The sequence below is a fragment of the Thiobacillus denitrificans DSM 12475 genome, assembly GCF_000376425.1.
Lineage (GTDB): Bacteria > Pseudomonadota > Gammaproteobacteria > Burkholderiales > Thiobacillaceae > Thiobacillus > Thiobacillus denitrificans.
Genome location: NZ_AQWL01000002.1, coordinates 176271 through 197480, shown reverse-complemented (window position 1 = coordinate 197480; position 21210 = coordinate 176271). Strand labels below are relative to the sequence as shown.

The window sequence follows — 21210 nt, the reverse complement described above, 5'->3', positions numbered from 1 at the left end:
CCGCTCCTTAGCTCAATTTGCCGTGGCACTGCTTGTACTTCTTGCCCGAACCGCATGGGCAGGGATCGTTGCGGCCGACCTTGGGGTAGGCGTCGGCCGGGCCTGCCGCAGCGGCTTCGGCCGCCGCAAAGTCCTGCGCCTCGTCGTAGCCGGCGTGCTGGTATTGCACATTGGACGGCTCTTCGAGTTCGACCGCCTGCACGTCCTCGGGCGCGCGAATCTGCACCGTGCTGGTGATCTGCGTGACCTCGGCCTTGATCGCGGCGAGCATGGCGGAGAACAGCTCGAACGCTTCGCGCTTGTATTCCTGCTTGGGCTGCTTCTGCGCATAGCCGCGCAGATGGATGCCCTGGCGCAGATGATCCAGCGCCGACAGGTGATCGCGCCAGTGACTGTCGAGGCTTTGCAGCATCACCGCGCGCTCGAACTGGCGCAGACCGTCGGCGCCGACCAGCGCTTCCTTCTCTTTGTACAGCGTATCGGCGGCCTCCATGATCTTCTTGCGCAGGCCGTCCTCGTTGAGCGTCTTGTCCTCGTCCAGCCATTGCGCGAGCGGCAGGTCGAGCGAGAACTGCGCCGCCAGCGATTTTTCCAGCCCCGCCACATCCCACTGCTCGTCCATGCTGCCGGGGGCGATATACAGGTTGATGGCATCGTCCAGCACGTCGTCGCGCATGGCGCGGATGGTGTCGCCGATGTCTTCGCTCGCCAGCAGTTCGTTGCGCTGCTCGTAGATGACCTTGCGCTGATCGTTGGAGACGTCGTCGTATTCGAGCAGTTGCTTGCGGATGTCGAAGTTGCGCTGCTCGACCTTGCGCTGCGCGTTCTCGATCGCGCGCGTCACCCACGGATGCTCGATTGCCTCGCCCTCGGGCATCTTCAGGCGGTCCATGATGGCGGCCACGCGATCGGAAGCGAAGATGCGCAGCAGCGGGTCTTCCAGCGACAGGAAGAAGCGGCTGGAGCCAGGGTCGCCCTGGCGCCCGGAACGGCCGCGCAACTGGTTGTCGACGCGGCGCGATTCGTGGCGTTCGGTGCCGATGATGTGCAGCCCGCCGGCCGCCAGCACGGTTTTGTGGCGCTGCTGCCAGTCGGCCTTGAGCGCATCGATGCGGCCGGCCTTGTCGCTGTCGGACAGCGCCTCATCCTGAGCGATGGCTTCGGTTTCCTTCTGGATGCTGCCGCCCAGCACGATGTCGGTGCCGCGCCCCGCCATGTTGGTGGCGATGGTAATGCCGCCCGGCAGGCCCGCCTGCGCGATCACCTCGGCCTCGCGTGCGTGCTGCTTGGCGTTCAGCACGTTGTGCGGCAGGCCGGCCCTGGTCAGTTCGGCCGACAGGTGTTCATTGGCCTCGATCGAGGTGGTGCCGACCAGCACCGGCTGGCCGGCGGCATTGCGCGCACGGATGTCGTTGATCACCGCCTGGTCGCGTTCCTTCGCGGTGCGGTAGACCTGGTCGTGCTCGTCCTTGCGGACCATCGGCCGATGGGTCGGGATGACCACGGTTTCGAGTCCGTAGATGCTCTGGAATTCGAAGGCTTCGGTGTCCGCGGTGCCGGTCATGCCGGACAGCTTCTGGTACATGCGGAAGTAGTTCTGGAAGGTGATCGAGGCGAGCGTCTGGTTTTCCTTCTGGATCGCCACGCCTTCCTTGGCTTCGACCGCCTGGTGCAGGCCTTCCGACCAGCGGCGGCCGCTCATCAGGCGGCCGGTGAATTCGTCGACGATGACGACTTCGCCCTGCCCACCGGCGCCCGGCTGCACCACGTAATGCTGGTCGCGGAAGAACAGCGCATGCGCGCGCAGCGCGGCATACACGTGGTGCATCAGCATGATATTGGCGGCGTCGTAGAGGCTGCCGCCGGGCTGCAAGAGCCCCATCTCGGTGAGGATTTCCTCGACCTTTTCGTGGCCCGCTTCGGACAGCAGCACCTGGCGGCTCTTCTCGTCGACCGAATAGTCGCCTGCGGATTCCTCGTCCTTCTGCCGCGTCAGCCGTGGCGGCACCAGGTTGACCTGCTGGTACAGCGCGGTGTTCTCCTCCGACTGTCCGGAGATGATCAGCGGGGTGCGCGCCTCGTCGATCAGGATCGAGTCGACCTCGTCGATGATGCCGTAGGCCAGCGGGCGCTGCACTTTCTCGTCCGCCTGGTAGACCATGTTGTCGCGCAGGTAGTCGAAGCCGTATTCGTTGTTGGTGCCGTAGGTGATGTCGGCGGCGTAGGCCGCCTGCTTGGCGTCGTGCGGCATCTGCGACAGGTTGACCCCGGTGGTCAGGCCGAGGAAGCCATACAGCCGGCCCATCCACTCGGCATCGCGGCTGGCGAGGTAGTCGTTCACCGTCACCACATGCACGCCCTTGCCCGCCAGCGCATTCAGATAGGCAGGCAGCGTCGCCATCAGCGTCTTGCCCTCGCCGGTGCGCATCTCGGCGATCTTGCCGTCGTGCAGCACCATGCCGCCGACCATCTGCACATCGAAGTGGCGCATGCCGAGCACCCGCCTCGAGGCCTCGCGCACCACGGCGAAAGCCTCCGGCAGCAGCTTGTCGAGCGTCTCGCTCGCGGCGGGCGTACCGGCCTGGCCCAGGCGCGACTTGAATTCGGCGGTCTTGCCGGCCAGTTCGGCGTCGGACAATTTCTCCATCGCCGGTTCCAGCGCGTTGATCGCTTTCACCTTTTGCAGGTATTGTTTGACCAGCCGGTCGTTGCGGCTGCCGAAAACTTTCTTGAACATGGATTGCAGCATGAGGAATCCGAAATGCCCGCAGGACGCGGTAAATCTTTGAATTTTAACATAGCGGAACGGGCTTCCCGTGACGCTGTCGTGTCGCCCGCATGAGCGCCTCCAGCCTGTCTGACCTGCTCGCCAGTCAACTGCCGAACGCTCTGGCCGTGCGCGCCCGCACCCTGCTCAAGACCCAGGCGGCGCTTGATCGTTCCCTGCCCGCCGCGCTGGCCGGGCATGTCCGCGTCATGCAGCTGGAAAATGCCGTATTGAGCCTCGCCTGCGACAGCGGCGCCGTCGCCAGCCGCCTGCGCCAGCAGACCGACACCCTGCTGGCCAGCCTCGGCGAGCGCGGCATCGTCGCCACTGCGGTGCGCGTCAGCGTCAACCCCGAGTTGCTGGCGCGCTACGTCCACCCGGTCGAGAAAACCGGCTTGCCGCCCGCCGCGCTGGACGGGCTGGCGCACCTCAACGCGGAAATCGAGGACGGGCCGCTGAAGGACGCCCTGGACCGGCTGTTGCGCCATCACCGGAAAGCCTGAGCGGACGAGGCACCTTTACCCACCCACCCTCTTCGATTGCATATTGAACCAGGGCGCAGCCGTTGAAAACCGCCCGGCCGGCGTCATACTGCCAGGCTTGGCGTCCCGCCCCGCAGGGCGCTCGCCGAAACCGCCTGCCCCACTCCTCTCGACCATGTACTCGACACATCGTATTTTCAAACGCCAGCGTCTGCTCCTGTGGCTGAGCATCCTGCTTGCCATGGGATTCTTCGCCACCACCCTGAGCAGTTACTACGTGTCGAAGCAGACGATCCTCAACGCCATCGTCGCCCAGGAATTGCCGCTTACATCGAGCAATGTCTATTCGGAAATCCAGAAAGACATGGTGCGGCCGGTGCTCATCTCGTCAACCATGGCGCATGACACTTTCCTGCGCGACTGGGTGCTGGGCGGGGAGCGGGACGTCGACGCCATGGCCCGTTACCTGCGGGAGATCAAAGCACACTACGGCGCATTCAGCAGCTTCTTCGTCTCCGATCGCAGCGCCCGCTACTATACCGGCGAGGGTATCCTGAAACAGGTGGCGCCGCAGGCGCCGCGCGACGCCTAGTACTACCGCGTGCGCGCCATGCCGGAGCCCTACGAGATCAATGTCGACCCCGACCTCGCCAACCGCGACGCCCTGACCATTTTCGTCAACTACCGCGTCTTCGACTTCGACGGCCGTTTCCTCGGCGCCACCGGCGTCGGGCTCACGGTGGACGCCGTGCGCCATCTCATCTCGAGTTACCAGCAGCGCTTCCAGCGCACCATCTACTTTGTCGACGCCCACGGCAAGACCGTCCTGTTCGGCAACCTGTCCGGGCGGCAGGAGACCGACCTGCGTGTCACCCCGGGCCTGCGCGACCTCGTCGACCGCATCCTGCGTGAAAAATCGGGCTCCTACCAGTTCAGGAACGACAGCGGCCTGCACCTGCTCAACGTGAACTACATTCCCGAGCTGAAGTGGTACCTGTTTGTGGAGAAACGCGCGGACGCCGCGCTGGCCGACATCCGCCAGACCCTCTACGTCAACCTCGCGGTATGCCTCGGCATTACCCTGCTGGTGCTATTCCTCACCCATGTCGCACTCGCGCGATACCAGCGGCGCATCGAGGACATGGCCGCCACCGACAAGCTCACCGGCCTGCTCAATCGCCAGGCCTTCAGCATCCTCATCGACAAGGCCTTCGCCGAATACCGGCGCGATCCGCATCCGATTTCCATTCTCCTGGTCGACGTCGACCACTTCAAATCGATCAACGACCGGTTCGGCCATGCCGGCGGCGACCATATTCTGAGCCAGATTGCGTCATCCCTGCAGGAAGGATTGCGGGCCTCGGATATCGCCATCCGCTGGGGCGGGGAAGAGTTTCTCATCGTGCTCAAGGGCAGCGCGCTGGAGCAGGCACAGCATGTTGCCGAGCAGTTGCGCCTGAAAATTGAGCAGGCGCAGTTCTCCGCCGGTACGCAACCGGTCTCGGTCACCGTCAGCATCGGCGTCAGCCAGTACGATGTGCGGAGTCCTACGAAGAGGCCATCGGCCGCGCTGACGCCGGCCTCTATGCGGCGAAAAACGGCGGCCGCAACCGCGTCTGCGTGGCATCTTCTTTTTAGGCCCTGCCATTCAACGCGCGTTGCGGTCCCGGCTCCTGTAGGTCTGGTTGGCCGGCTGACCAGGAAACGGTCGCGCCCTGCCGTCTCGACTGGCTTCGCCACGCGGCACGGCGGACTCGGGGCGTGCCCGCGGCATCTGCATGCCGTCCGTTGCCGGCGGTCGGGCTGGCCGAGGCGAGGGCAGCGTCTCACTTCGCGGGAGCGCGCGCTCGCGAGCCGGAGGCTGGCTGCGTGAAGCGGCCGGAGGCGGGGGCGCCGCCCGTCTCACCTCGCCATAGCGCGGCGGCAACGGCGGCGGCATCCGCTCCGGTCCCGCCTCGGCGCCACGGGGCGGCCGCGGCAGGCTGCGCGCATCTTCGACGCGTCGAACCGGCGGAATCACGTAGCGGGATTGCGTCACGTCGCGGCTGCGAAGGCGCGCTTCGTCGTCCTGCCACGGTTCCGTCTGCGTCCGTTCGCGCGGCATGCGCGTCGACACCACCGGACGCGAGGTAATTTCGCGTGGTGGCTGCACCCCCTTGGGTGCGCCGCCGGACAGGCTGGCGCGTGAGGGCCTGACCGGCAGTTCGCCGCGCACCGGCGCAAAGTCGGTGGCACGGTAACGCGTTTCCATGACCGGGCGAGTCTGCGCGCGCCCGAACTTGTCGGCTGGTAACGTGTGGACGGCGCGCGGCAATCCGGCATTGTGGAAATGGATGTTCTCCGCCTTGATGACCGTGGTTTGCCTGATCACCACGTTGTTGACGATGCGCGGTCCGCCCCAGCCCGCCCAGCGGGGATGGCCACGACGTTCCGGACGCCCCCACCACGGCAGCACCGGCTCGCCCCAGGAGAGCGCCACCCACCACAGCCCCGGCAGGCCGAAGCTGATGCTCGCCGACACGTCATGGCCACGGATCATGAACGCCACCAGGGCAGGCGAGTACACCGAACGCCGCACCACCGGCCCCGGCGCCCACGCCCAGAAGCCGTCGATAAATACCCAGCGACCGTAATGAAAGGGGGCCCAGCCCCACGGCGCATCGTCGATCCAGGTCCATTCGTAATAAGGATCCCACACCCACGAGCCGGTGCTGTAGGGCGCCCAGGTGGCGCTTACACCGTAGGGTATCCACACCGAGCCGTAGGTCGGCACCACGCGCCAGCGGCCGTAGTGATCGAGTTCTTCCGCACCGTACACATCGGGCGGCAGGTAACGGCTGCTGATCGATTCGCCGATGCGGTCGCTGCGCGCATCGTTCCAGCGATCCCAGGCATCCGGCTCGGGCGCGGCGTAAGTGGCCACTTTCACCGGATTGCCTGCGGTGACGACGATATCTTCGGAAGGATAAATACCCAGCGAGCGGCCGTCGGCCGTGGTCACGGTGGCCTCGCCGCCACGGCGGGTGATGAAGTGAGTATCGCGGTCGGCCACCTCCACCCGGTAGTAGCCGGGATGCCCGATGACGAACACCGCATTCGGCGTGTTCACCTCCACCGTGTCGCCCGCTGCGATGCTGCGCATGTCGAAGGAAGCCCGCCCGTCGGCCAGCTTGAACTGGATGCGGCGCTCATCCTGCTCCAGCAGCGACAGCTGGCTGTTGGCGTCCACGCGCACGAAGCTGCGGCTGCCGAATTGCACCTCGAAGTTGGCGTCGTTGCCGCTATACAGCGCGTCGCCCTCCGTCAGCGCCAGATTGGGGCGCGCGCGCGTCCACGCGTCGGCTCCCTGCCGCCAGTACGACACCTCGCCATCGGTGAAGCTCAGCCGCGGCGGCGTGGGTGCCCACGCCTCGTCATCCTCCTGGCCTAGCGCGGAGGTGCCCGACAGGGCAAGCAAAAACCATAGTGGAACCAGCCAGATGCATTGCAGGGCGTTCATGGAAGCTCCCCAATGTCAGGATCAAGTCATGCCGACGGGTAAAGCGGGCTGTTCTGCCCGTCCGGAATTTTTTCTTTATAGCCCTTTCGGGCAAGCAGGGGCGGCTGGATTCTGCGGTTGACGCCTGAGTGCAGGAGGCACGGTCATGACAAAACAGCGGATACACGCGACCAAAACCGGCATAGGCCCGCTATTGCGCCGGCCCGGTGCTTCGATCCGGCGTGCCGGGAACGCAGAACGACCCGTTCAGCGCAGCACCAGGCGCTCCACCACATAAAACAGTGCGGCAATCAGGCCGACCATGAGCGCGAAGCGCAGCACCCGGCCGATATAGCCGAGGTACTTGCGATTGCCGGTGAACAGCCACGCCAGGCCGAGTGCCGCCACCGCGATCAGCAGGGCGACGATCAGCAGGCGAATGACGATCATCCTGGAAACCGCAGTTGGCCGCCCATCGTCAGCATACGATCCGCATAAGCATTGAAATGCGTGCCTTCGATGGGCATCGTCTTCCAGCTGAGAACGCTACGCCCGCTGGCACCTCCAGCTACGGTTCTCCGGATCATGCCGCAAGGGGATGTAGGTGGAGGAAGGCGGGGGGGACGTCCCCGTCGTGCTCGAAGCTGACGAACTCCCAGGATTCCCGGTGTTGCAGCAGTTCGCGCAGCAGGGCATTGTTGAGCGCGTGACCCGATTTGTAGGCCTCGAAGGCGCCGATGACGGGATGGCCGAGCAGGTACAGGTCGCCGATGGCATCCAGCACCTTGTGCTTGACGAACTCGTCGTCGTAGCGCAATCCGTCCTGATTGAGCACGCGGTATTCGTCCATGACGATGGCGTTGTCGAGCGAGCCGCCCAGTGCCAGGCCACTGTTGCGCAGGGCCTCGACCTCATGCATGAAACCGAAGGTGCGGGCGCGCGCGACCTCTTTCGTATAGGCGGTGTCGGCAAAATCGAGACTGACGGTCTTGCCGCTCTTGTCGAACACCGGATGCTTGAAGTCGATGGTGAATTCGACCTTGAAGCCGTTGTGCGGGACGAAGCGCGCCCACTTGTCGCCATCGCGCACTTCGATCGGCCGGGTGATGCGCACGTAGCGCTTGGCGGCGTCCTGTTCGACGATGCCGGCGGATTGCAGCAGGAACACGAACGGCGCCGAGGAACCGTCCATGATGGGAATTTCGGGACCGGTGAGATCGACCAGCAGGTTGTCGATGCCGAGGCCCGAGAGCGCGGACATCAGATGCTCGACGGTGGACACCTTGGCGGGACCGGATTCGAGCATCGAGCACAGCCGGGTATCGGTGACGAGATAGGGGTCGGCCTTGAGCTCGACGGGCGGATCGAGATCCATGCGCCGGAACACGATGCCGGTGTCGGGACCGGCCGGGCGCAGGGTCATCTCGACCTTGACGCCGGAATGCAGGCCGACGCCGGTCGCCTTGACGGGCGTTTTAAGGGTGCGTTGCTTGATCATTTTGTCATTTTAACCACTCTGGCAGGCGGGCAGCCATCTACCCGGTTCCCGTCCGCGGACCGCCCCCCCCGGACAAGGCGAGGCATCCCCGTCATACCGGCTCCGCCCGCAAGCACCCTGAAGGGCATAAAGGGCAGGCCGTGGCTGTAAAGCCGCCAAAGCGGCAACAACCACGCTCAGTCGGCCTGGCGGCGCAGGAAAGCCGGGATGTCCAGGGTGTCGATGCCGGAATCGGTCATCGCCTGGATGGTGCGGCTGCGGCGGCTGGTCATCACGCTAGGCAGCTCTTCGCTGCCGCCCGTCATCATCGGTGCATCGTCGGTGCCGGTGCGGATGATCTGCATCGGCTTCGCATGCTGGCGGGCAACGGGGTTGCCCAGCCCGGTGGCGACCATGGTGACGCGCAGGCCGTCTTCCATGGCGTCGTCGAGCACCTGGCCGACGATGACGGTAGCCTCCTCGGCGGTGAAGCTCTTGATGGTGTCCATCACCTCGTGGATTTCGCGCATCTTCACGGTACTGGATGCGGTGATGTTGACCAGCACGCCGCGCGCACCGGCCAGGTTGACGTCTTCCAGCAGCGGGCTGGCGACGGCCTGCTCGGCGGCGATGCGCGCACGGTTTTCGCCGCTGGCCTGCGCCGAGCCCATCATCGCCATGCCCATTTCGCTCATCACGGTGCGCACGTCGGCGAAGTCGACGTTGACCAGGCCGGGGCAGTTGATGACTTCGGCGATGCCGCCGACCGCGCCGTGCAGCACTTCATTGGCGGCCTTGAAGGCGTCGAGCATGGAGATGTCGTCGCCCAGCACCTGCATCAGCTTTTCGTTGGGGATGATGATCAGCGAATCGACGTGACGCGCCAGCGCTTCGATGCCGGTGTTGGCGGCGCGCACGCGCTTGCCTTCGAACATGAAGGGCTTGGTGACCACCGCCACGGTGAGAATACCGAGTTCCTTGGCGACCTCGGCCACCACCGGGGCGGCGCCGGTGCCGGTGCCGCCCCCCATGCCGGCGGTGATGAACAGCATGTCGGCGCCATCGATCAGTTCGGCGATGCGCTCGCGGTCTTCCAGTGCGGCTTCGCGGCCGACGTCGGGGTTGGCACCGGCGCCGAGGCCTTTGGTCACGTTGTTGCCGAGCTGCAGCTGCAGCCTGGCTTGATTGCGCTTCAACGCCTGCGCATCGGTGTTGATGGCGATGAATTCCACGCCGCTCAAGCCCGAGCTGATCATGTGGTCGACCGCATTGCCGCCGCATCCGCCCACGCCAATCACCTTGATCACTGCATCCTGGGTATCTACATCCATCAGTTCAAACATGTTGCTCTCCTCGTGTTTGCCAAAACAAAAACCACACTCACAAAACCCTTTGACGTGCACGCCGCGATGCATTGAATGCATCCGGCACCGCCGTCAAATCCCGTTTCGACGTCGCAGCGCTCAAGCGAAGCGCAGCGGCATCAGAAATTCCCCTTGAACCAGCTTTTCATGCGTTCGAATATGTCCTTCAAATTGTTGCCGGACAGCTTCGGCGCATCGCGCCCGCGTGCCTCCAGCCCGGCCATCAGCAAGCCCGTGCAGGTGGCGAAACGCGGGTTGTGCATGACGTCTGCCAGGCCGCCCTCGTAGCGCGGCCAGCCCATCCGCACCGGCATGTGGAAGACCTCCTCGCCGAGTTCGACCATGCCCTGCATGCCCGCCGAGCCGCCGGTGATGACGATGCCGGACGACAGCAGTTCCTCGAAACCGCTGCGGCGCAACTCGGCCTGCACCAGCGAGTACAGCTCTTCCATGCGCGGCTCGATGAATTCGGCCAGCGTCTGTCTGGATAAGGTGCGCGGCGGGCGGTCGCCGATGCCCGGTACCTCGATCATGTCGCGTGCGTCGGCCAGCTGGCGCAGCGCACAGCCGTACTGGATCTTGATGTCCTCGGCCTCTTTCGGCGGCGTGCGCAGCGCCACCGCGATGTCGTTGTTGACCTGATCGCCCGCCACCGGAATCACCGCGGTGTGGCGGATCGCGCCGTTGGTGAATACGGCGATGTCGGTGGTACCGCCGCCGATGTCGACCAGGCAGACGCCGAGTTCCTTTTCGTCCTCGGTCAGCACCGCCATCGCCGAAGCGAGCGGCTGCAGTACCAGGTCGCCGACTTCAAGCCCGCAGCGGCGCACGCATTTGATGATGTTCTGCGCCGCCGACACCGCGCCGGTGACGATGTGCACCTTCACTTCCAGGCGCACCGCGCTCATGCCGAGCGGATCGCGCACGTCTTCCTGGCCGTCGACGATGAATTCCTGCGGGATGGTGTGGAGGATCTGCTGGTCGGTCGGGATGTTGACCGCGCGCGCGGTCTCCACCACGCGGTCGACGTCCATCTGGCTGATTTCCTTGTCCTTGATGGCGAACATGCCGTGCGAGTTGAAGCTCTTGATGTGGCTGCCGGCAATGCCGGTATAGACCTCGCGGATCTTGCAGTCGGCCATCAGCTCGGCTTCTTCCAGTGCGCGCTGGATGGCATTGACGGTGGCCTCGATGTTGACCACCACGCCGCGGCGCAGGCCGCGCGACGGGTGCGTGCCCATGCCGATGATCTCCAGCATGCCCTCGTCATTGATTTCGGCGACGATGCAGACGATCTTGGAAGTGCCGATGTCGAGGCCGACAACCAGGTTTTTGGGGTCTCTAGGCTTGCTCATGTTTTACTCGATTTGAATGGAGACGCACCGTCCGGCATGCGCACGGCAAAACCGTCGCTGTAGCGCAGATCGACGGTGACGGGTGCAAGCGATGCTGCGGGCGCCGCGGCGTCCGGCGAGGCCACCGCGGCGTCCTGTGTCGCCGGCAATACGCCGAACAGGCGCGGATACAGGGCGGCGAAGCGCGCCAGCCGCGCCTCGGTGTGCAACCGCCCCAGCGCCAGCTGCATGCCGTTGTCCAGCCGCATGCGCCAGGCCCGGCGCGGCGACAAACGCAGCTCGGCTATGGTCATGCCGAGCGGGGCGAGTGCCGCCTGATGGCGGCGGTAGGCGGCAACCACCTCGGCGCTGCTGTCGTCGGGGCCGGACAGGCGCGGCAGGCTTCCCGCCGCCGCCGCCACGAACACCTCGCCGTCCGCGTTCACCAGCGCGTTGTCGTTCCAGCGTGCCAGCGGCACATGCTCGACCAGCGATACAACCAGGGTGTCGGGCCAGCGGCGCTCCACCCGTGCCTCGCGCACCCAGGGCAGTTTTTCCAGGCTGCTGCGCACGCGTTCGAGATCGACAGTAAAGAAAGTGCCGCGTACCTGGCGTTCGGCCACCAGCCGGATCTGCGCTTCGGTCACGTGCGCCACCGGGGTTTTCACCTCGATGTTGCGCAGGGCAAACCACGGCTGCGCCGCCACCCAGCTGACCGCGCCATAGGCCAGGAGGCCGAGCGCACCCCAGGTCAGCACACGGGCGACCTGCGACAGCGGATGGGCGGCAAGTTCGGGCGATGCGCTCATGCCGGTACCCGGTCGGGCATAAACGTCTGTTCCAGAATCTTCAGGCACAGAACATCGAAATCCAGCCCCGCCACGCGGGCCGCCATCGGCACCAGACTATGGTCGGTCATGCCGGGCGAGGTGTTCACCTCCAGAAGGTAGGGATTGCCAAGGCTATCCAGCATCAGATCGACCCGGCCCCAGCCGCGTCCGTCGACCAGGCGAAAGGCCTCCAGCGCCAGTTTCCGCAATGCCGTTTCCTGCGCATCGGGCAGGCCTGCGGGGCATTGATAGCGGGTGTCGTTGCGCAGATACTTGGCCTCGAAATCGTAGAAGGACTTGTCCTTGGCGGGCTCCAGGCGGATCAGCGGCAACGCGCTGTCGCCGAGGATGCCGACGGTGAACTCGGCGCCGTCGATGAACTTTTCCGCCAGCACCAGCGCGTCGTGTTCGGCCGCGGTGTCGTAGGCGGCTTGCAGCGCCCCGGTCTGGGTCACCTTGCTCATGCCGATGCTGGAACCCTCGCGCGCGGGCTTGACGAAAATCGGCAGGCCGAGTTTCTTCTCCACTGCGGCGAAATCGCTGGCGGCGGTGAGAATCTCCCAGTCGGCCGTCGGCAGGCCGGCGGCGCGCCACAACAGCTTGGTGCGCCACTTGTCCATGGCGATGGCCGAGGCCATCACGCCGCTGCCGGTATAGGGAATGTTCAGCAAATCAAGCGCGCCCTGCATGCAGCCGTCTTCGCCGTAGCGCCCGTGCAGTGCGATGAAGACGCGGTCGAATTCGCCACTGATCAGATCGCCGAGATTGCGCGTCGCCGGGTCGAACGGATGCGCGTCGACCCCCTGCCGCGTCAGCGCCGCCAGCACCGCGGCGCCACTGTTGAGCGACACCGGCCGCTCGGCGGAGGTGCCGCCCAGCATCACCGCGACTTTTCCAAACTTGCTCACTGCCGTTCTCCAATAATTCGCACTTCGCGGATCAGCCGCACATTGGTGCGTGTTTCCACGCTGTCTTCCACGTGCTCGATCAAGCGCTCGATGTCCGTTGCCGTGGCGCTGCCCAGGTTGACGATGAAGTTGGCATGCTTCACCGACACCTGCGCATCGCCAATGCGGAAGCCCTTGAGCCCGCAATGCTCGATCAGCCGCGCCGCATAGTCATCGGGCGGGTTGCGGAACACCGAGCCGGCGTTGGGCAGGTTCAGGGGCTGCGATGCGATCCGCTGTTTCAGCAGCGTCTTGATCGTTTCGCGCGAGGCGGCACCATCGCCGCGGGCCAGCCGGAACCAGCCGCCGATGAACCATTCCTGCTGTGCGCGCTTCAGCGCCACATGGCGGTAGCCGGTGACGTATTCATCCGGCCGCCGCTCGTTCAACTGTCCCTGGCGGTCGAGCGTCAGCACCTGCACCAGCTTGTCCCAGGTTTCGCTGCCGTAGCAGCCGGCATTCATCGCAATCGCTCCGCCGACGGTGCCAGGAATGCCGGCCCAGAATTCGCCGCCGACCAGATCGTGGTTGGCGGCAAAGCGCGCCAGCTTGGGTGCGGCAACCCCTGCCTGGGCATAGATCAGCGCCGTGTCGACTCCCTCGGGCGCAGGCGGCAGGCCCTGCGTGCGGCTTTCGAGTGCGATTTTTTTCAGCACGCCGTGCAGCAGGATCACCACGCCCTTCACGCCACCGTCTCGCACCAGCAGATTGCTGCCCAGCCCGACCACGTGGATATCCTCGTGCGCAGGCACCGAACGCACCAGCCAGACCAGGTCGTCCAGGTCGGCCGGGATGTAGGCGCGTTGCGCGACGCCGCCGGTACGCCACGACACATATTTCTTCATCGGCTCGTTGTAGAGGAAGTGCCCGCGCAGCACCGGCGCGGCACCACCCGCCATGTCGACCTCGCTCATACGGTAGTTATGCCGCATGGCTTGTCCTCCCGGAGGGCTTCGCTCCACTGGCTGCCGGGCCAGCGGAACCGCACGCTGCCAGCGCCGGCGCCACCTGACCGATACTGCCGGCGCCCATCACCAGCACCACGTCGTCCGCCTGCGCGAGATCGCGCACTGCGCCAGGCAGGTCAGCGACGTTTTCCACGAATACCGGCTCGACCTTGCCGGCCACGCGCACGGCGCGCGCCAGTGCGCGGCCATCCGCCGCGACGATCGGCGCCTCGCCTGCGGGATAGACCTCGGTCAGCACCAACACGTCGGTTTCCGACAGCACTTTCACGAAATCCTCGAAACAGTCGCGCGTGCGTGTGTAGCGGTGCGGCTGGAACACCAGCACCAGCCGCCGTCCGGGGAAGGCGCCGCGCGCGGCGGCAAGCGTCGCTGCCATTTCCACCGGATGGTGGCCGTAGTCGTCGACCAGGCAGTACATGCCGCCGTCCCTGGCGGTCTGTTCGCCATAGCGCTGGAAGCGCCGGCCGACGCCGTGGAATTCGGCCAGCGCCTTGACGATGGCGGCGTCATGGGCGCCGACTTCAGTCGCCACCGCAATCGCCGCCAGGGCATTCAACACGTTGTGCATGCCGGGGTGGTTGAGCACCACGCCGAGATCGGCCAAGCCTTCGCGCTTGACGGTGAAGTGCATGCGGCCGTGCTCGAAGCGCGCATCGATCGCGCGCACCTGCGCCGTTTCGGCGAAGCCGTAGGTGGTGATCGGCTTGGTGATGCGCGGCAGGATTTCACGTACGTGCGGATCGTCGATGCACAACACCGCCATCCCGTAAAAGGGAAGGCGTTGGCAGAAATCGACAAAGGCCTGTTTCAGCCGTTCGAAGTCATGGCCATAGGTGTCCATGTGATCGGCGTCGATGTTGGTGACGATGGCGATCACCGGCGTCAGGTAGAGGAAGGAAGCATCGGATTCGTCCGCCTCGGCCACCAGGAAATCGCCCTTGCCAAGCCGCGCATTGGTGCCGGCAGCGGTGAGCTTGCCGCCGATGACGTAGGTCGGATCCATTCCGGCTTCGCCGAGAATGCTGGCGACCAGGCTGGTGGTGGTGGTCTTGCCGTGGGTGCCGGCGATCGCGATGCCCTGCCGCAGTCGCATCAGTTCGGCCAGCATCAGCGCACGCGGCACGATGGGGATCTTCTTTTCGCGCGCGGCGATCACCTCGGGGTTGGTGTCCTGCACCGCAGTCGAGGTGACGACCACATCGGCTTCGGCAATATTTTCGGCTGCGTGGCCGCGCTGGATGCGCGCACCCAGTTTCGCCAGCCTCTGCGTCACTGCGTTGTCGGCCAGATCCGAGCCGGACACCGCGTAGCCCAGGTTGAGCAGCACTTCGGCGATGCCGCTCATGCCAACGCCGCCGATGCCGACAAAGTGGATGTGTTTGACGGCGTGTCTCATTGCGCGAGTGCCTCGCAAATGTCGGCGACCTGCCGGGTCGCATCGGGCCGGGCAAGTTTCATGGCCTTGTCCGACATGGCGGCAAGCGTGGCGCGGTCGAGTCCGCCGATCAGCGTGGCGAGTTTTTCCGCGGTCAGCTCTTTTTGCTGCACCAGCCAGGCCGCGCCGGCGTCGTAGAGAAACTCGGCATTGCCGGTCTGATGGTCGTCCACTGCGAACGGGAAAGGCACCAGTAGCGCGGGCACGCCGGCACAGGCGAGTTCCGCGACGGTCATCGCGCCGGCACGGCAGATGGCGAAATCGCAGTCGCGGTAGGCGGCGGCCATGTCCTCGATGTAGTCGCGCACCTCGGCGACCACCCCGGCGGCGGCATAGTTGACGCGCAGCGTATCGAGATGCTGGCGACCGGACTGGTGCACCACCTGTGGACGCTGTTCGGCAGGCAGCAGCGCCAACGCCTGCGGCACCCGTTCATTCAGGGCTTGCGCGCCGAGGCTGCCACCCACCACCAGCAGGCGCAGCGGGCCGCTGCGGCCGGCGCGTCCGTCTGCCGGCATGGCGGCAATGTCCGCGCGTACCGGGTTGCCCACCCATTCGGTCGCCACGCTGCGGCACGGAATAGGCTTGTCGTGCGCATGCGTGAACACCTTGGGGAATGCCGTCAGCACGCGGTCGGCCAGACAGGCCAGCACGCGGTTGGTGAGGCCGCCGACCGAATTCTGTTCGTGGATGACCAGCGGCCGGTTCAGCAGGCTTGCCATCATGCCGCCGGGAAAGGCGGTGTAGCCACCCATGCCCAATACGACGTCGGGTCTGCGCTGCAGGATGGCGCGTAGGCTTTGCCCGAACGCAAGCAACAGCATGGCCGGCAGCAACAGTTTCTGCAGCACGCCCTTGCCGCGCACGCCGCCCATCGACACCCATACCATGTCGATGCCCGCCTGCGGCACCACGCGCGCTTCGAGGCCGTTTCTGGTGCCGAGCCAGAACACTTCCCAGCCGCGTGCGCGCAGGGCGTCGGCCACCGCGAGCGCGGGGTAGACATGGCCGCCGGTGCCGCCGGCCATGACCATGAGGGTGCGGTTGGCGACCGCCATCAGAAGGTTTTCCCCCGCATCATCTGCCGGTGCTCCCAGTCGATGCGAAGTAGCACGGCGATCGCCAGGCAGTTGGCGACGATGCCGCTGCCGCCGAACGACAGGAAGGGCAGGGTCAACCCCTTGGTCGGCAGCAGGCCGACGTTCACCCCCATATTGATCAGTGCCTGCACGCCGAGCCAGATGCCGATGCCCTGCGCCACCAGTGCGCAGAAGTTGCGCTCGAGCTGGGCCGCGCGGTGGCCGATCACGAAGGCCTTGACGATGAGCCAGGCGAACAGCCCGATCACCACGGCCACGCCGATGAAGCCGAATTCCTCGGCGATGACGGCGAGCAGGAAGTCGGTATGCGCCTCCGGCAGGTAGAACAGTTTTTCGACGCTGCCGCCCAGCCCCAGCCCCAGCCATTCGCCGCGGCCGAAGGCGATCAGCGCGTGCGACAGCTGGTAGCCTTTTCCATACGGGTCGGCAAACGGATCCATGAAGCCGAGCACGCGCTGCAGCCGATAGGGCGAGGTCAGGATCAGCAGCACGAAGCCGGCCAGCAGCACCACCACCAGGCCGGCGAAGACTTTCCAGTTGAGGCCGCCAAGAAACAGGATGCCCATGGCGATCGAGATGATGACGACGAAGGCGCCGAAGTCAGGTTCGCGCAGCAGCAGTGCCCCCGCGACCAGCATCACCGCCGCCATCGGCAGGAAGCCTTTCCTGAAATCATGCATGAAGGCGGCCTTGCGCGTGGTGTAGTCGGCGGCGTACAGCACGGCGAGGAACTTCATCAGCTCGGACGGCTGCAGGTTGGCGAAGCCGAGCGGAATCCAGCGGCGGCTGCCGTTGACTTCGCGACCGATGCCCGGGATCAGCACCACCACCAGCAGCAGCAGGCCGGCGAGGAAGAGATAGGGCGCCGCCTGTTGCCACACCCGCATCGGCACCTGGAATGCGGCGACGCCGACGCCGACGCCAAGTGCGATGAAGATGCCCTGCCGCAGTAAATAAAATTCGCCGTTGTGACCGGTGTACCTGGCCGCCTCGGCGATCGCGATGGACGCGGAATACACCATCACCAGGCCGATCACCAATAGGCCGAGTGTCAGCCACAGCAGGCTGAAATCGAGCTCGGCACTGGGCTTGGGCGCACGCGCGGTGTAGAGCATCAGCCGGCCGCCCTTTCCGCCGCCAGTTTTTTTACGGCGTCGATGAATACTTCGGCACGATGGGCGTAGTTGCGGAACATGTCGAAGCTGGCGCAGGCGGGCGACAACAGCACGGCATCGCCGGGCTGCGCCAGGCGATGCGCCTGCGCGACGGCATCGGCCATGCTTTCAACTTTGTAGCTATCGATGCCGCAGCCGGCGAGGGCAGCGGCGATCAGCGGCGCGTCACGGCCGATCAGCAGCACCGCGCGGGCATTGGCTTCGACGGCGGCCTTGAGCGGGCCGAAGTCCTGCCCCTTGCCGTCGCCGCCCAGGATCACCACCGCGCGGCGCTTGCCCATGCCGTAGAGCGCGGCCTCGGTAGCGCCGACATTGGTGCCTTTGGAATCGTCGTACCAGGTCACGCCTTCGATCTCCATGACCTTTTCCACCCGGTGCGGCAAACCCTTGAAATGCACTAGGCCGCGCAGCAGCGCCTCCATCGGCAGGCCTAGCGCACGGACCAGCGCCAGCGCTGCCAGCGCATTGGCGGCATTGTGCAGGCCGGCCACCGGCAGCGCGGACAAGGGCATCAGCATGTCGCCGCCAAGACAAAGCTCGTCCTCGCACAAGCCGAAACTCTCGCCCTTTGGACAGCGATCCAGACCGAAGCTGATCACGCTGCGGCCCGGCCTCGCCATGGCGAGGCTGCGCGCATCGTCGCGGTTCAGCACCTGAACACCGTCGCCGCTGAAAATCCGCGCCTTGGCCGCCGCGTAGGCCTCCATGTCGGGATAGCGGTCCATGTGGTCTTCCGACAGGTTGAGGACGGTGGCGGCGTCGGCGGCGAGGCTGGATGTCGTTTCGAGCTGGAACGATGACAATTCCAGAACCCATACCTGCGGCGTGGAGGCGAAACCCTGTTCGATTTCGTACAGCGCATCCAGCACCGGCAGGCCGATGTTGCCCGCCACGCAGGTGGTCAGCCCGGCCATGCGGCACATGTCGCCGCACATCGCGGTGACGGTGCTCTTGCCATTGCTGCCGGTAATCGCGAGCACCCGCATCGGGCCGCTTGAATTGGAAGACTCGGCGCGCCGGGCATTAAGCGCACGGATGGCGCGGGCGAACAGCTCGACGTCGCCCACCGCCTCGACGCCTGCCGCGGTGGCGCGGGCGACCGCCGGATCGGCCAGCGGCACACCGGGGCTCACCACCAGCAGCTCGGCCGCCTGCAGCCGCGCATCCTCGAATGCGCCGGTATGCAGCGGCACCTGCGGCAGCCATTCGGCCAGGCGTGCGGCGTGCGGCGGCGCTTCGCGGCTGTCGGCCACGCTCACCACGGCGCCGCGCGCCGCCAGCCAGCGCGCGCACGACAGGCCGGTGTCGCCGAGACCGAGCACCAGGACCCGCTTGCCGGAGAGTTGCAGGCTGTCGTAGTTCATCTCAATTTCAGGCTCGACAGGCCAACCAGCACCAGCATCATGCTGATGATCCAGAAACGCACCACCACCTGATTCTCCTTCCAGCCCTTGAGCTCGTAGTGGTGGTGGATCGGCGCCATGCGGAAGACGCGCTTGCCGGTGAGCTTGAACGAGGCGACCTGCACCATCACCGACAGGGTTTCCGCCACGAACACGCCGCACATGATGAAGAGGATGATTTCCTGGCGCACGATGACGGCGACCACGCCGAGCGCCGCACCCAGCGCCAGTGCGCCGACGTCGCCCATGAACACTTCCGCTGGGTAGGCGTTGAACCACAGAAAGGCGAGTCCGGCGCCCGCCATCGCGGCGCAGAAAATCGCCAGTTCGCCGGCACCGGGAACGAAAGGCACGCCGAGATACTTGGAGAACACCGCGTTGCCGGCGACGTAGGCGAAGATCGCCAGTGCCGAGGCAACCATCACCGTCGGCAGGATCGCCAGGCCGTCGAGACCGTCGGTGAGGTTGACCGCGTTGCTGGCGCCGACGACGACGAAATAGCTGAGAGCGATGAAGGCTGCGGCCGGCAACGCCAGGGTGGCATGCTTGAGGAAGGGAATGATGAGTTCGGTGTGCGCCGGCAGGCTGGCGGTTTGCCACAGGTAGGCCGCGACCGCAAGGCCGATTACCGACTGCCAGAAATACTTCCAGCGCGAAGGCAGGCCACGCGAATTTTTCTCGACCACCTTGCGCCAGTCGTCGATCCAGCCGATGACGCCAAAGCCGAGCAGGGTGAGCAATGCCACCCACACATAATCGTTCGACAGGTCGGCCCACAGCAGCGTGGTGACGCTGACCGACACCAGGATCAGCGCGCCGCCCATGGTCGGGGTGCCGGCCTTGACCAGATGCGTCTGCGGGCCGTCGCTGCGTACTGACTGGCCGATTTTCAGCGCGGTCAGCCTGCGGATCACGGCGGGGCCGACGATGAACGAAATCGTCAATGCGGTCAGCGTCGCCATCACCGCGCGCAGCGTCAGGTAGTTGAAGACGTTGAAGGCGCGGATGTCCTGGCCGAGTTGTTGAAATAGCCAAAGCAGCATGTCAGTGTCCTTGCCCCCCCGTTGAAGGCATCAATCCCCGCGCCGCCTGGCCGTCGGGAGCTTCCGTAAAGCTTTTGACCACACGCTCCATCTGCATGAAACGCGACCCCTTCACCAGCACCGTGGTATCGGGCGCAAGCTCGTTTTCGAGTTCGGCAAGCAACTCCTGGATGCGTTCGAAGTGCATCGCGCCGGCACCGAATGCGCCAGCGGTTTCTTTCGTCAACTCGCCCAGTGCCAGGAGCCGGTCCACTCCGGCGGCGCGCGCGGCAAGCCCGATCTGTGCGTGCATCGCCGCGGCATCGGCCCCCAGTTCTCCCATGTCGCCCAGCACCAGCAGTTTCTTGCCGGGCTGCCGCGCCAGCACCGCCAGTGCGGCCCTGACCGAATCGGGGTTGGCGTTGTAGGTGTCGTCGATGAAGGTGCTGCCGTGCAGCGCGGCCTTTCTTTGCAGACGGCCCTTGATGCCGCTGAAGCCCGCCAGGCCGGCGACGATGCTGCGATGACTGACGTCGAGCGCGAAGGCGGCGGCGGCGGCGGCAAGCGCGTTCATCACGTTGTGCTCGCCCGGCACCCGCAGTTCCACCTCGAGCTCGGCATTCGGCAAGGCGATGGTCAGCATCGAGCCGAAGCCGTCGGGCCGATAGCGACCATGGATCGCCGCCGCCGGTGTCAGGCCGAAATCCAGCCTGTGGCGGTGCACATTGAGTTCGCGCCACAATCCGGCATACGCACTGTCGGCGTTGAACACTGCGATGCCTGCGTCCGCCAGGCCGGCGAAGATTTCACCCTTGGCGCGCGCGATATTCTCAAGCGACCCGAGAAAGCCGATATGCGCTGCGAGTGCGTTATTGACCACCGCCACATCCGGCCGCGCCAGACGCGTCAAATAATCGATTTCACCGGCGTGGTTCATGCCCATTTCGAACACCGCGAACTGGTGCGTCTCGCGCAGGCGCAGCAGCATCAGCGGCAGCCCGATGTCGTTGTTGAGGTTGCCTTCGGTATTGAGCACCGCCGCATCCGATCCCGCTTCCATCCGCAGGATCGCCGCCAGCATTTCCTTGACGGTGGTTTTGCCGTTGCTGCCGGTAATCGCCACCACCGGCAGCCTGAAGCGCGCGCGCCAGGCCGCGGCCAGCCGGCCAAGGGCGAGGCGGGTGTCGCCGACGCGAAGGGCGCCCGGGATTCCGGGTGCCTGGGTGCGATCAAGCACCACGCCGGCGGCACCCTGCTGCAGCGCCTGCGCAGCGAAGGCACCGCCGTCGAACTTTTCGCCACGCAACGCGACGAAGAGGTCGCCGGGCTGGATCGTGCGGCTGTCAGTGGAGACGCGCAGCACCTCGGCGTCCGCGCCGGCAAGCGGTACATCGAGCATGGCTGCGGCCTCGGACAAACGCATCATGC

17 protein-coding genes and 1 pseudogene are annotated in these 21210 nt (G+C 65.6%); 3 read left to right on the top strand and 15 right to left on the bottom strand.

Annotation, left to right across the window (positions count from 1 at the left end):
- Positions 1-7: 7 nt before the first annotated feature.
- Complete coding sequence (gene secA / locus B059_RS0103285) at positions 8-2749, bottom strand: preprotein translocase subunit SecA (RefSeq protein WP_026177278.1); 2742 nt, start codon at positions 2747-2749, stop codon at positions 8-10.
- Between the two features lie 89 nt (positions 2750-2838).
- Between secA and B059_RS0103280 the strand changes: the two genes are divergently transcribed.
- From B059_RS0103280 to B059_RS21365, 3 genes and pseudogenes are all read left to right on the top strand, one after another.
- On the top strand, positions 2839-3270 hold the full coding sequence (locus B059_RS0103280) for a DciA family protein (protein ID WP_018076815.1): 432 nt from the start codon (positions 2839-2841) through the stop codon (positions 3268-3270).
- 154 nt (positions 3271-3424) lie between these two features.
- The gene (locus B059_RS21370) at positions 3425-3841 is read left to right on the top strand and encodes a hypothetical protein (protein WP_245538721.1); all 417 of its coding nucleotides are present in this window, start codon (positions 3425-3427) and stop codon (positions 3839-3841) included.
- A gap of 18 nt (positions 3842-3859) precedes the next feature.
- A pseudogene (locus B059_RS21365) lies at positions 3860-4726 on the top strand (sensor domain-containing diguanylate cyclase); the annotation flags it as partial.
- A 171-nt stretch (positions 4727-4897) separates the two neighbouring features.
- Here the strand turns inward: B059_RS21365 and B059_RS21735 are convergent.
- The 14 genes from B059_RS21735 to B059_RS0103200 all read right to left on the bottom strand — a co-directional run bounded on the left by B059_RS21735 (position 4898) and on the right by B059_RS0103200 (position 21208).
- Positions 4898-6748 carry a DUF6600 domain-containing protein gene (locus B059_RS21735; protein WP_018076814.1) on the bottom strand — a complete coding sequence of 617 codons (1851 nt, stop codon included), beginning with the start codon at positions 6746-6748 and terminating at the stop codon, positions 4898-4900.
- Between the two features lie 246 nt (positions 6749-6994).
- Positions 6995-7177, bottom strand: a complete 183-nt coding sequence (locus tag B059_RS0103265) for a hypothetical protein (RefSeq protein ID WP_018076813.1) — start codon at positions 7175-7177, stop codon at positions 6995-6997.
- A gap of 133 nt (positions 7178-7310) precedes the next feature.
- The gene (gene lpxC / locus B059_RS0103255) at positions 7311-8225 is read right to left on the bottom strand and encodes a UDP-3-O-acyl-N-acetylglucosamine deacetylase (RefSeq protein WP_018076812.1); all 915 of its coding nucleotides are present in this window, start codon (positions 8223-8225) and stop codon (positions 7311-7313) included.
- 176 nt (positions 8226-8401) lie between these two features.
- Entirely contained in the window at positions 8402-9547 is a 1146-nt protein-coding gene (ftsZ, locus tag B059_RS0103250) for a cell division protein FtsZ (protein WP_018076811.1), read from the bottom strand.
- Positions 9548-9687: 140 nt separating this feature from the next.
- Positions 9688-10923 (bottom strand): cell division protein FtsA, encoded by a 1236-nt coding sequence (gene ftsA, locus B059_RS0103245; protein ID WP_018076810.1) that lies wholly within the window; start codon positions 10921-10923, stop codon positions 9688-9690.
- Positions 10920-11711: a cell division protein FtsQ/DivIB gene (locus tag B059_RS0103240; protein WP_018076809.1), complete on the bottom strand. Its 792-nt coding sequence runs from the start codon at positions 11709-11711 to the stop codon at positions 10920-10922. Before B059_RS0103240 ends, ftsA begins: the two co-directional genes overlap by 4 nt.
- A complete protein-coding gene (locus B059_RS0103235; RefSeq protein ID WP_018076808.1) occupies positions 11708-12640 on the bottom strand; it encodes a D-alanine--D-alanine ligase in 933 nt (310 codons plus the stop codon). Before B059_RS0103235 ends, B059_RS0103240 begins: the two co-directional genes overlap by 4 nt.
- Positions 12637-13611, bottom strand: a complete 975-nt coding sequence (gene murB, locus B059_RS0103230) for a UDP-N-acetylmuramate dehydrogenase (RefSeq protein WP_018076807.1) — start codon at positions 13609-13611, stop codon at positions 12637-12639. Before murB ends, B059_RS0103235 begins: the two co-directional genes overlap by 4 nt.
- A complete protein-coding gene (gene murC / locus B059_RS0103225; RefSeq protein WP_018076806.1) occupies positions 13601-15043 on the bottom strand; it encodes a UDP-N-acetylmuramate--L-alanine ligase in 1443 nt (480 codons plus the stop codon). The genes murB and murC overlap by 11 nt, the downstream gene beginning before the upstream one ends.
- On the bottom strand, positions 15040-16140 hold the full coding sequence (murG, locus tag B059_RS0103220; RefSeq protein WP_018076805.1) for an undecaprenyldiphospho-muramoylpentapeptide beta-N-acetylglucosaminyltransferase: 1101 nt from the start codon (positions 16138-16140) through the stop codon (positions 15040-15042). The genes murC and murG overlap by 4 nt, the downstream gene beginning before the upstream one ends.
- Positions 16140-17297, bottom strand: a complete 1158-nt coding sequence (gene ftsW / locus B059_RS0103215) for a putative lipid II flippase FtsW (RefSeq protein WP_018076804.1) — start codon at positions 17295-17297, stop codon at positions 16140-16142. Before ftsW ends, murG begins: the two co-directional genes overlap by 1 nt.
- Positions 17297-18721, bottom strand: a complete 1425-nt coding sequence (gene murD / locus B059_RS0103210; RefSeq protein WP_018076803.1) for a UDP-N-acetylmuramoyl-L-alanine--D-glutamate ligase — start codon at positions 18719-18721, stop codon at positions 17297-17299. Before murD ends, ftsW begins: the two co-directional genes overlap by 1 nt.
- A complete protein-coding gene (gene mraY / locus B059_RS0103205) occupies positions 18718-19803 on the bottom strand; it encodes a phospho-N-acetylmuramoyl-pentapeptide-transferase (RefSeq protein ID WP_018076802.1) in 1086 nt (361 codons plus the stop codon). The genes murD and mraY overlap by 4 nt, the downstream gene beginning before the upstream one ends.
- A gap of 1 nt (position 19804) precedes the next feature.
- Positions 19805-21208, bottom strand: coding sequence for a UDP-N-acetylmuramoyl-tripeptide--D-alanyl-D-alanine ligase (locus B059_RS0103200; RefSeq protein WP_051068477.1), 1404 nt, complete (start codon positions 21206-21208; stop codon positions 19805-19807).
- Positions 21209-21210 lie beyond the last annotated feature (2 nt).

Excerpts from the sequence above, each read along its gene's own strand:
- secA (WP_026177278.1), bottom strand. The coding sequence starts at position 2,749 with ATGCTGCAATCCATGTTCAAGAAAGTTTTCGGCAGCCGCAACGACCGG.
- B059_RS0103280 (WP_018076815.1), top strand. The coding sequence starts at position 2,839 with ATGAGCGCCTCCAGCCTGTCTGACCTGCTCGCCAGTCAACTGCCGAAC.
- B059_RS21370 (WP_245538721.1), top strand. The coding sequence starts at position 3,425 with ATGTACTCGACACATCGTATTTTCAAACGCCAGCGTCTGCTCCTGTGG.
- B059_RS21735 (WP_018076814.1), bottom strand. The coding sequence starts at position 6,748 with ATGAACGCCCTGCAATGCATCTGGCTGGTTCCACTATGGTTTTTGCTT.
- B059_RS0103265 (WP_018076813.1), bottom strand. The coding sequence starts at position 7,177 with ATGATCGTCATTCGCCTGCTGATCGTCGCCCTGCTGATCGCGGTGGCG.
- lpxC (WP_018076812.1), bottom strand. The coding sequence starts at position 8,225 with ATGATCAAGCAACGCACCCTTAAAACGCCCGTCAAGGCGACCGGCGTC.
- ftsZ (WP_018076811.1), bottom strand. The coding sequence starts at position 9,547 with ATGTTTGAACTGATGGATGTAGATACCCAGGATGCAGTGATCAAGGTG.
- ftsA (WP_018076810.1), bottom strand. The coding sequence starts at position 10,923 with ATGAGCAAGCCTAGAGACCCCAAAAACCTGGTTGTCGGCCTCGACATC.
- B059_RS0103240 (WP_018076809.1), bottom strand. The coding sequence starts at position 11,711 with ATGAGCGCATCGCCCGAACTTGCCGCCCATCCGCTGTCGCAGGTCGCC.
- murB (WP_018076807.1), bottom strand. The coding sequence starts at position 13,611 with ATGCGGCATAACTACCGTATGAGCGAGGTCGACATGGCGGGTGGTGCC.
- murC (WP_018076806.1), bottom strand. The coding sequence starts at position 15,043 with ATGAGACACGCCGTCAAACACATCCACTTTGTCGGCATCGGCGGCGTT.
- murG (WP_018076805.1), bottom strand. The coding sequence starts at position 16,140 with ATGGCGGTCGCCAACCGCACCCTCATGGTCATGGCCGGCGGCACCGGC.
- ftsW (WP_018076804.1), bottom strand. The coding sequence starts at position 17,297 with ATGCTCTACACCGCGCGTGCGCCCAAGCCCAGTGCCGAGCTCGATTTC.
- murD (WP_018076803.1), bottom strand. The coding sequence starts at position 18,721 with ATGAACTACGACAGCCTGCAACTCTCCGGCAAGCGGGTCCTGGTGCTC.
- mraY (WP_018076802.1), bottom strand. The coding sequence starts at position 19,803 with ATGCTGCTTTGGCTATTTCAACAACTCGGCCAGGACATCCGCGCCTTC.
- B059_RS0103200 (WP_051068477.1), bottom strand. The coding sequence starts at position 21,208 with ATGATGCGTTTGTCCGAGGCCGCAGCCATGCTCGATGTACCGCTTGCC.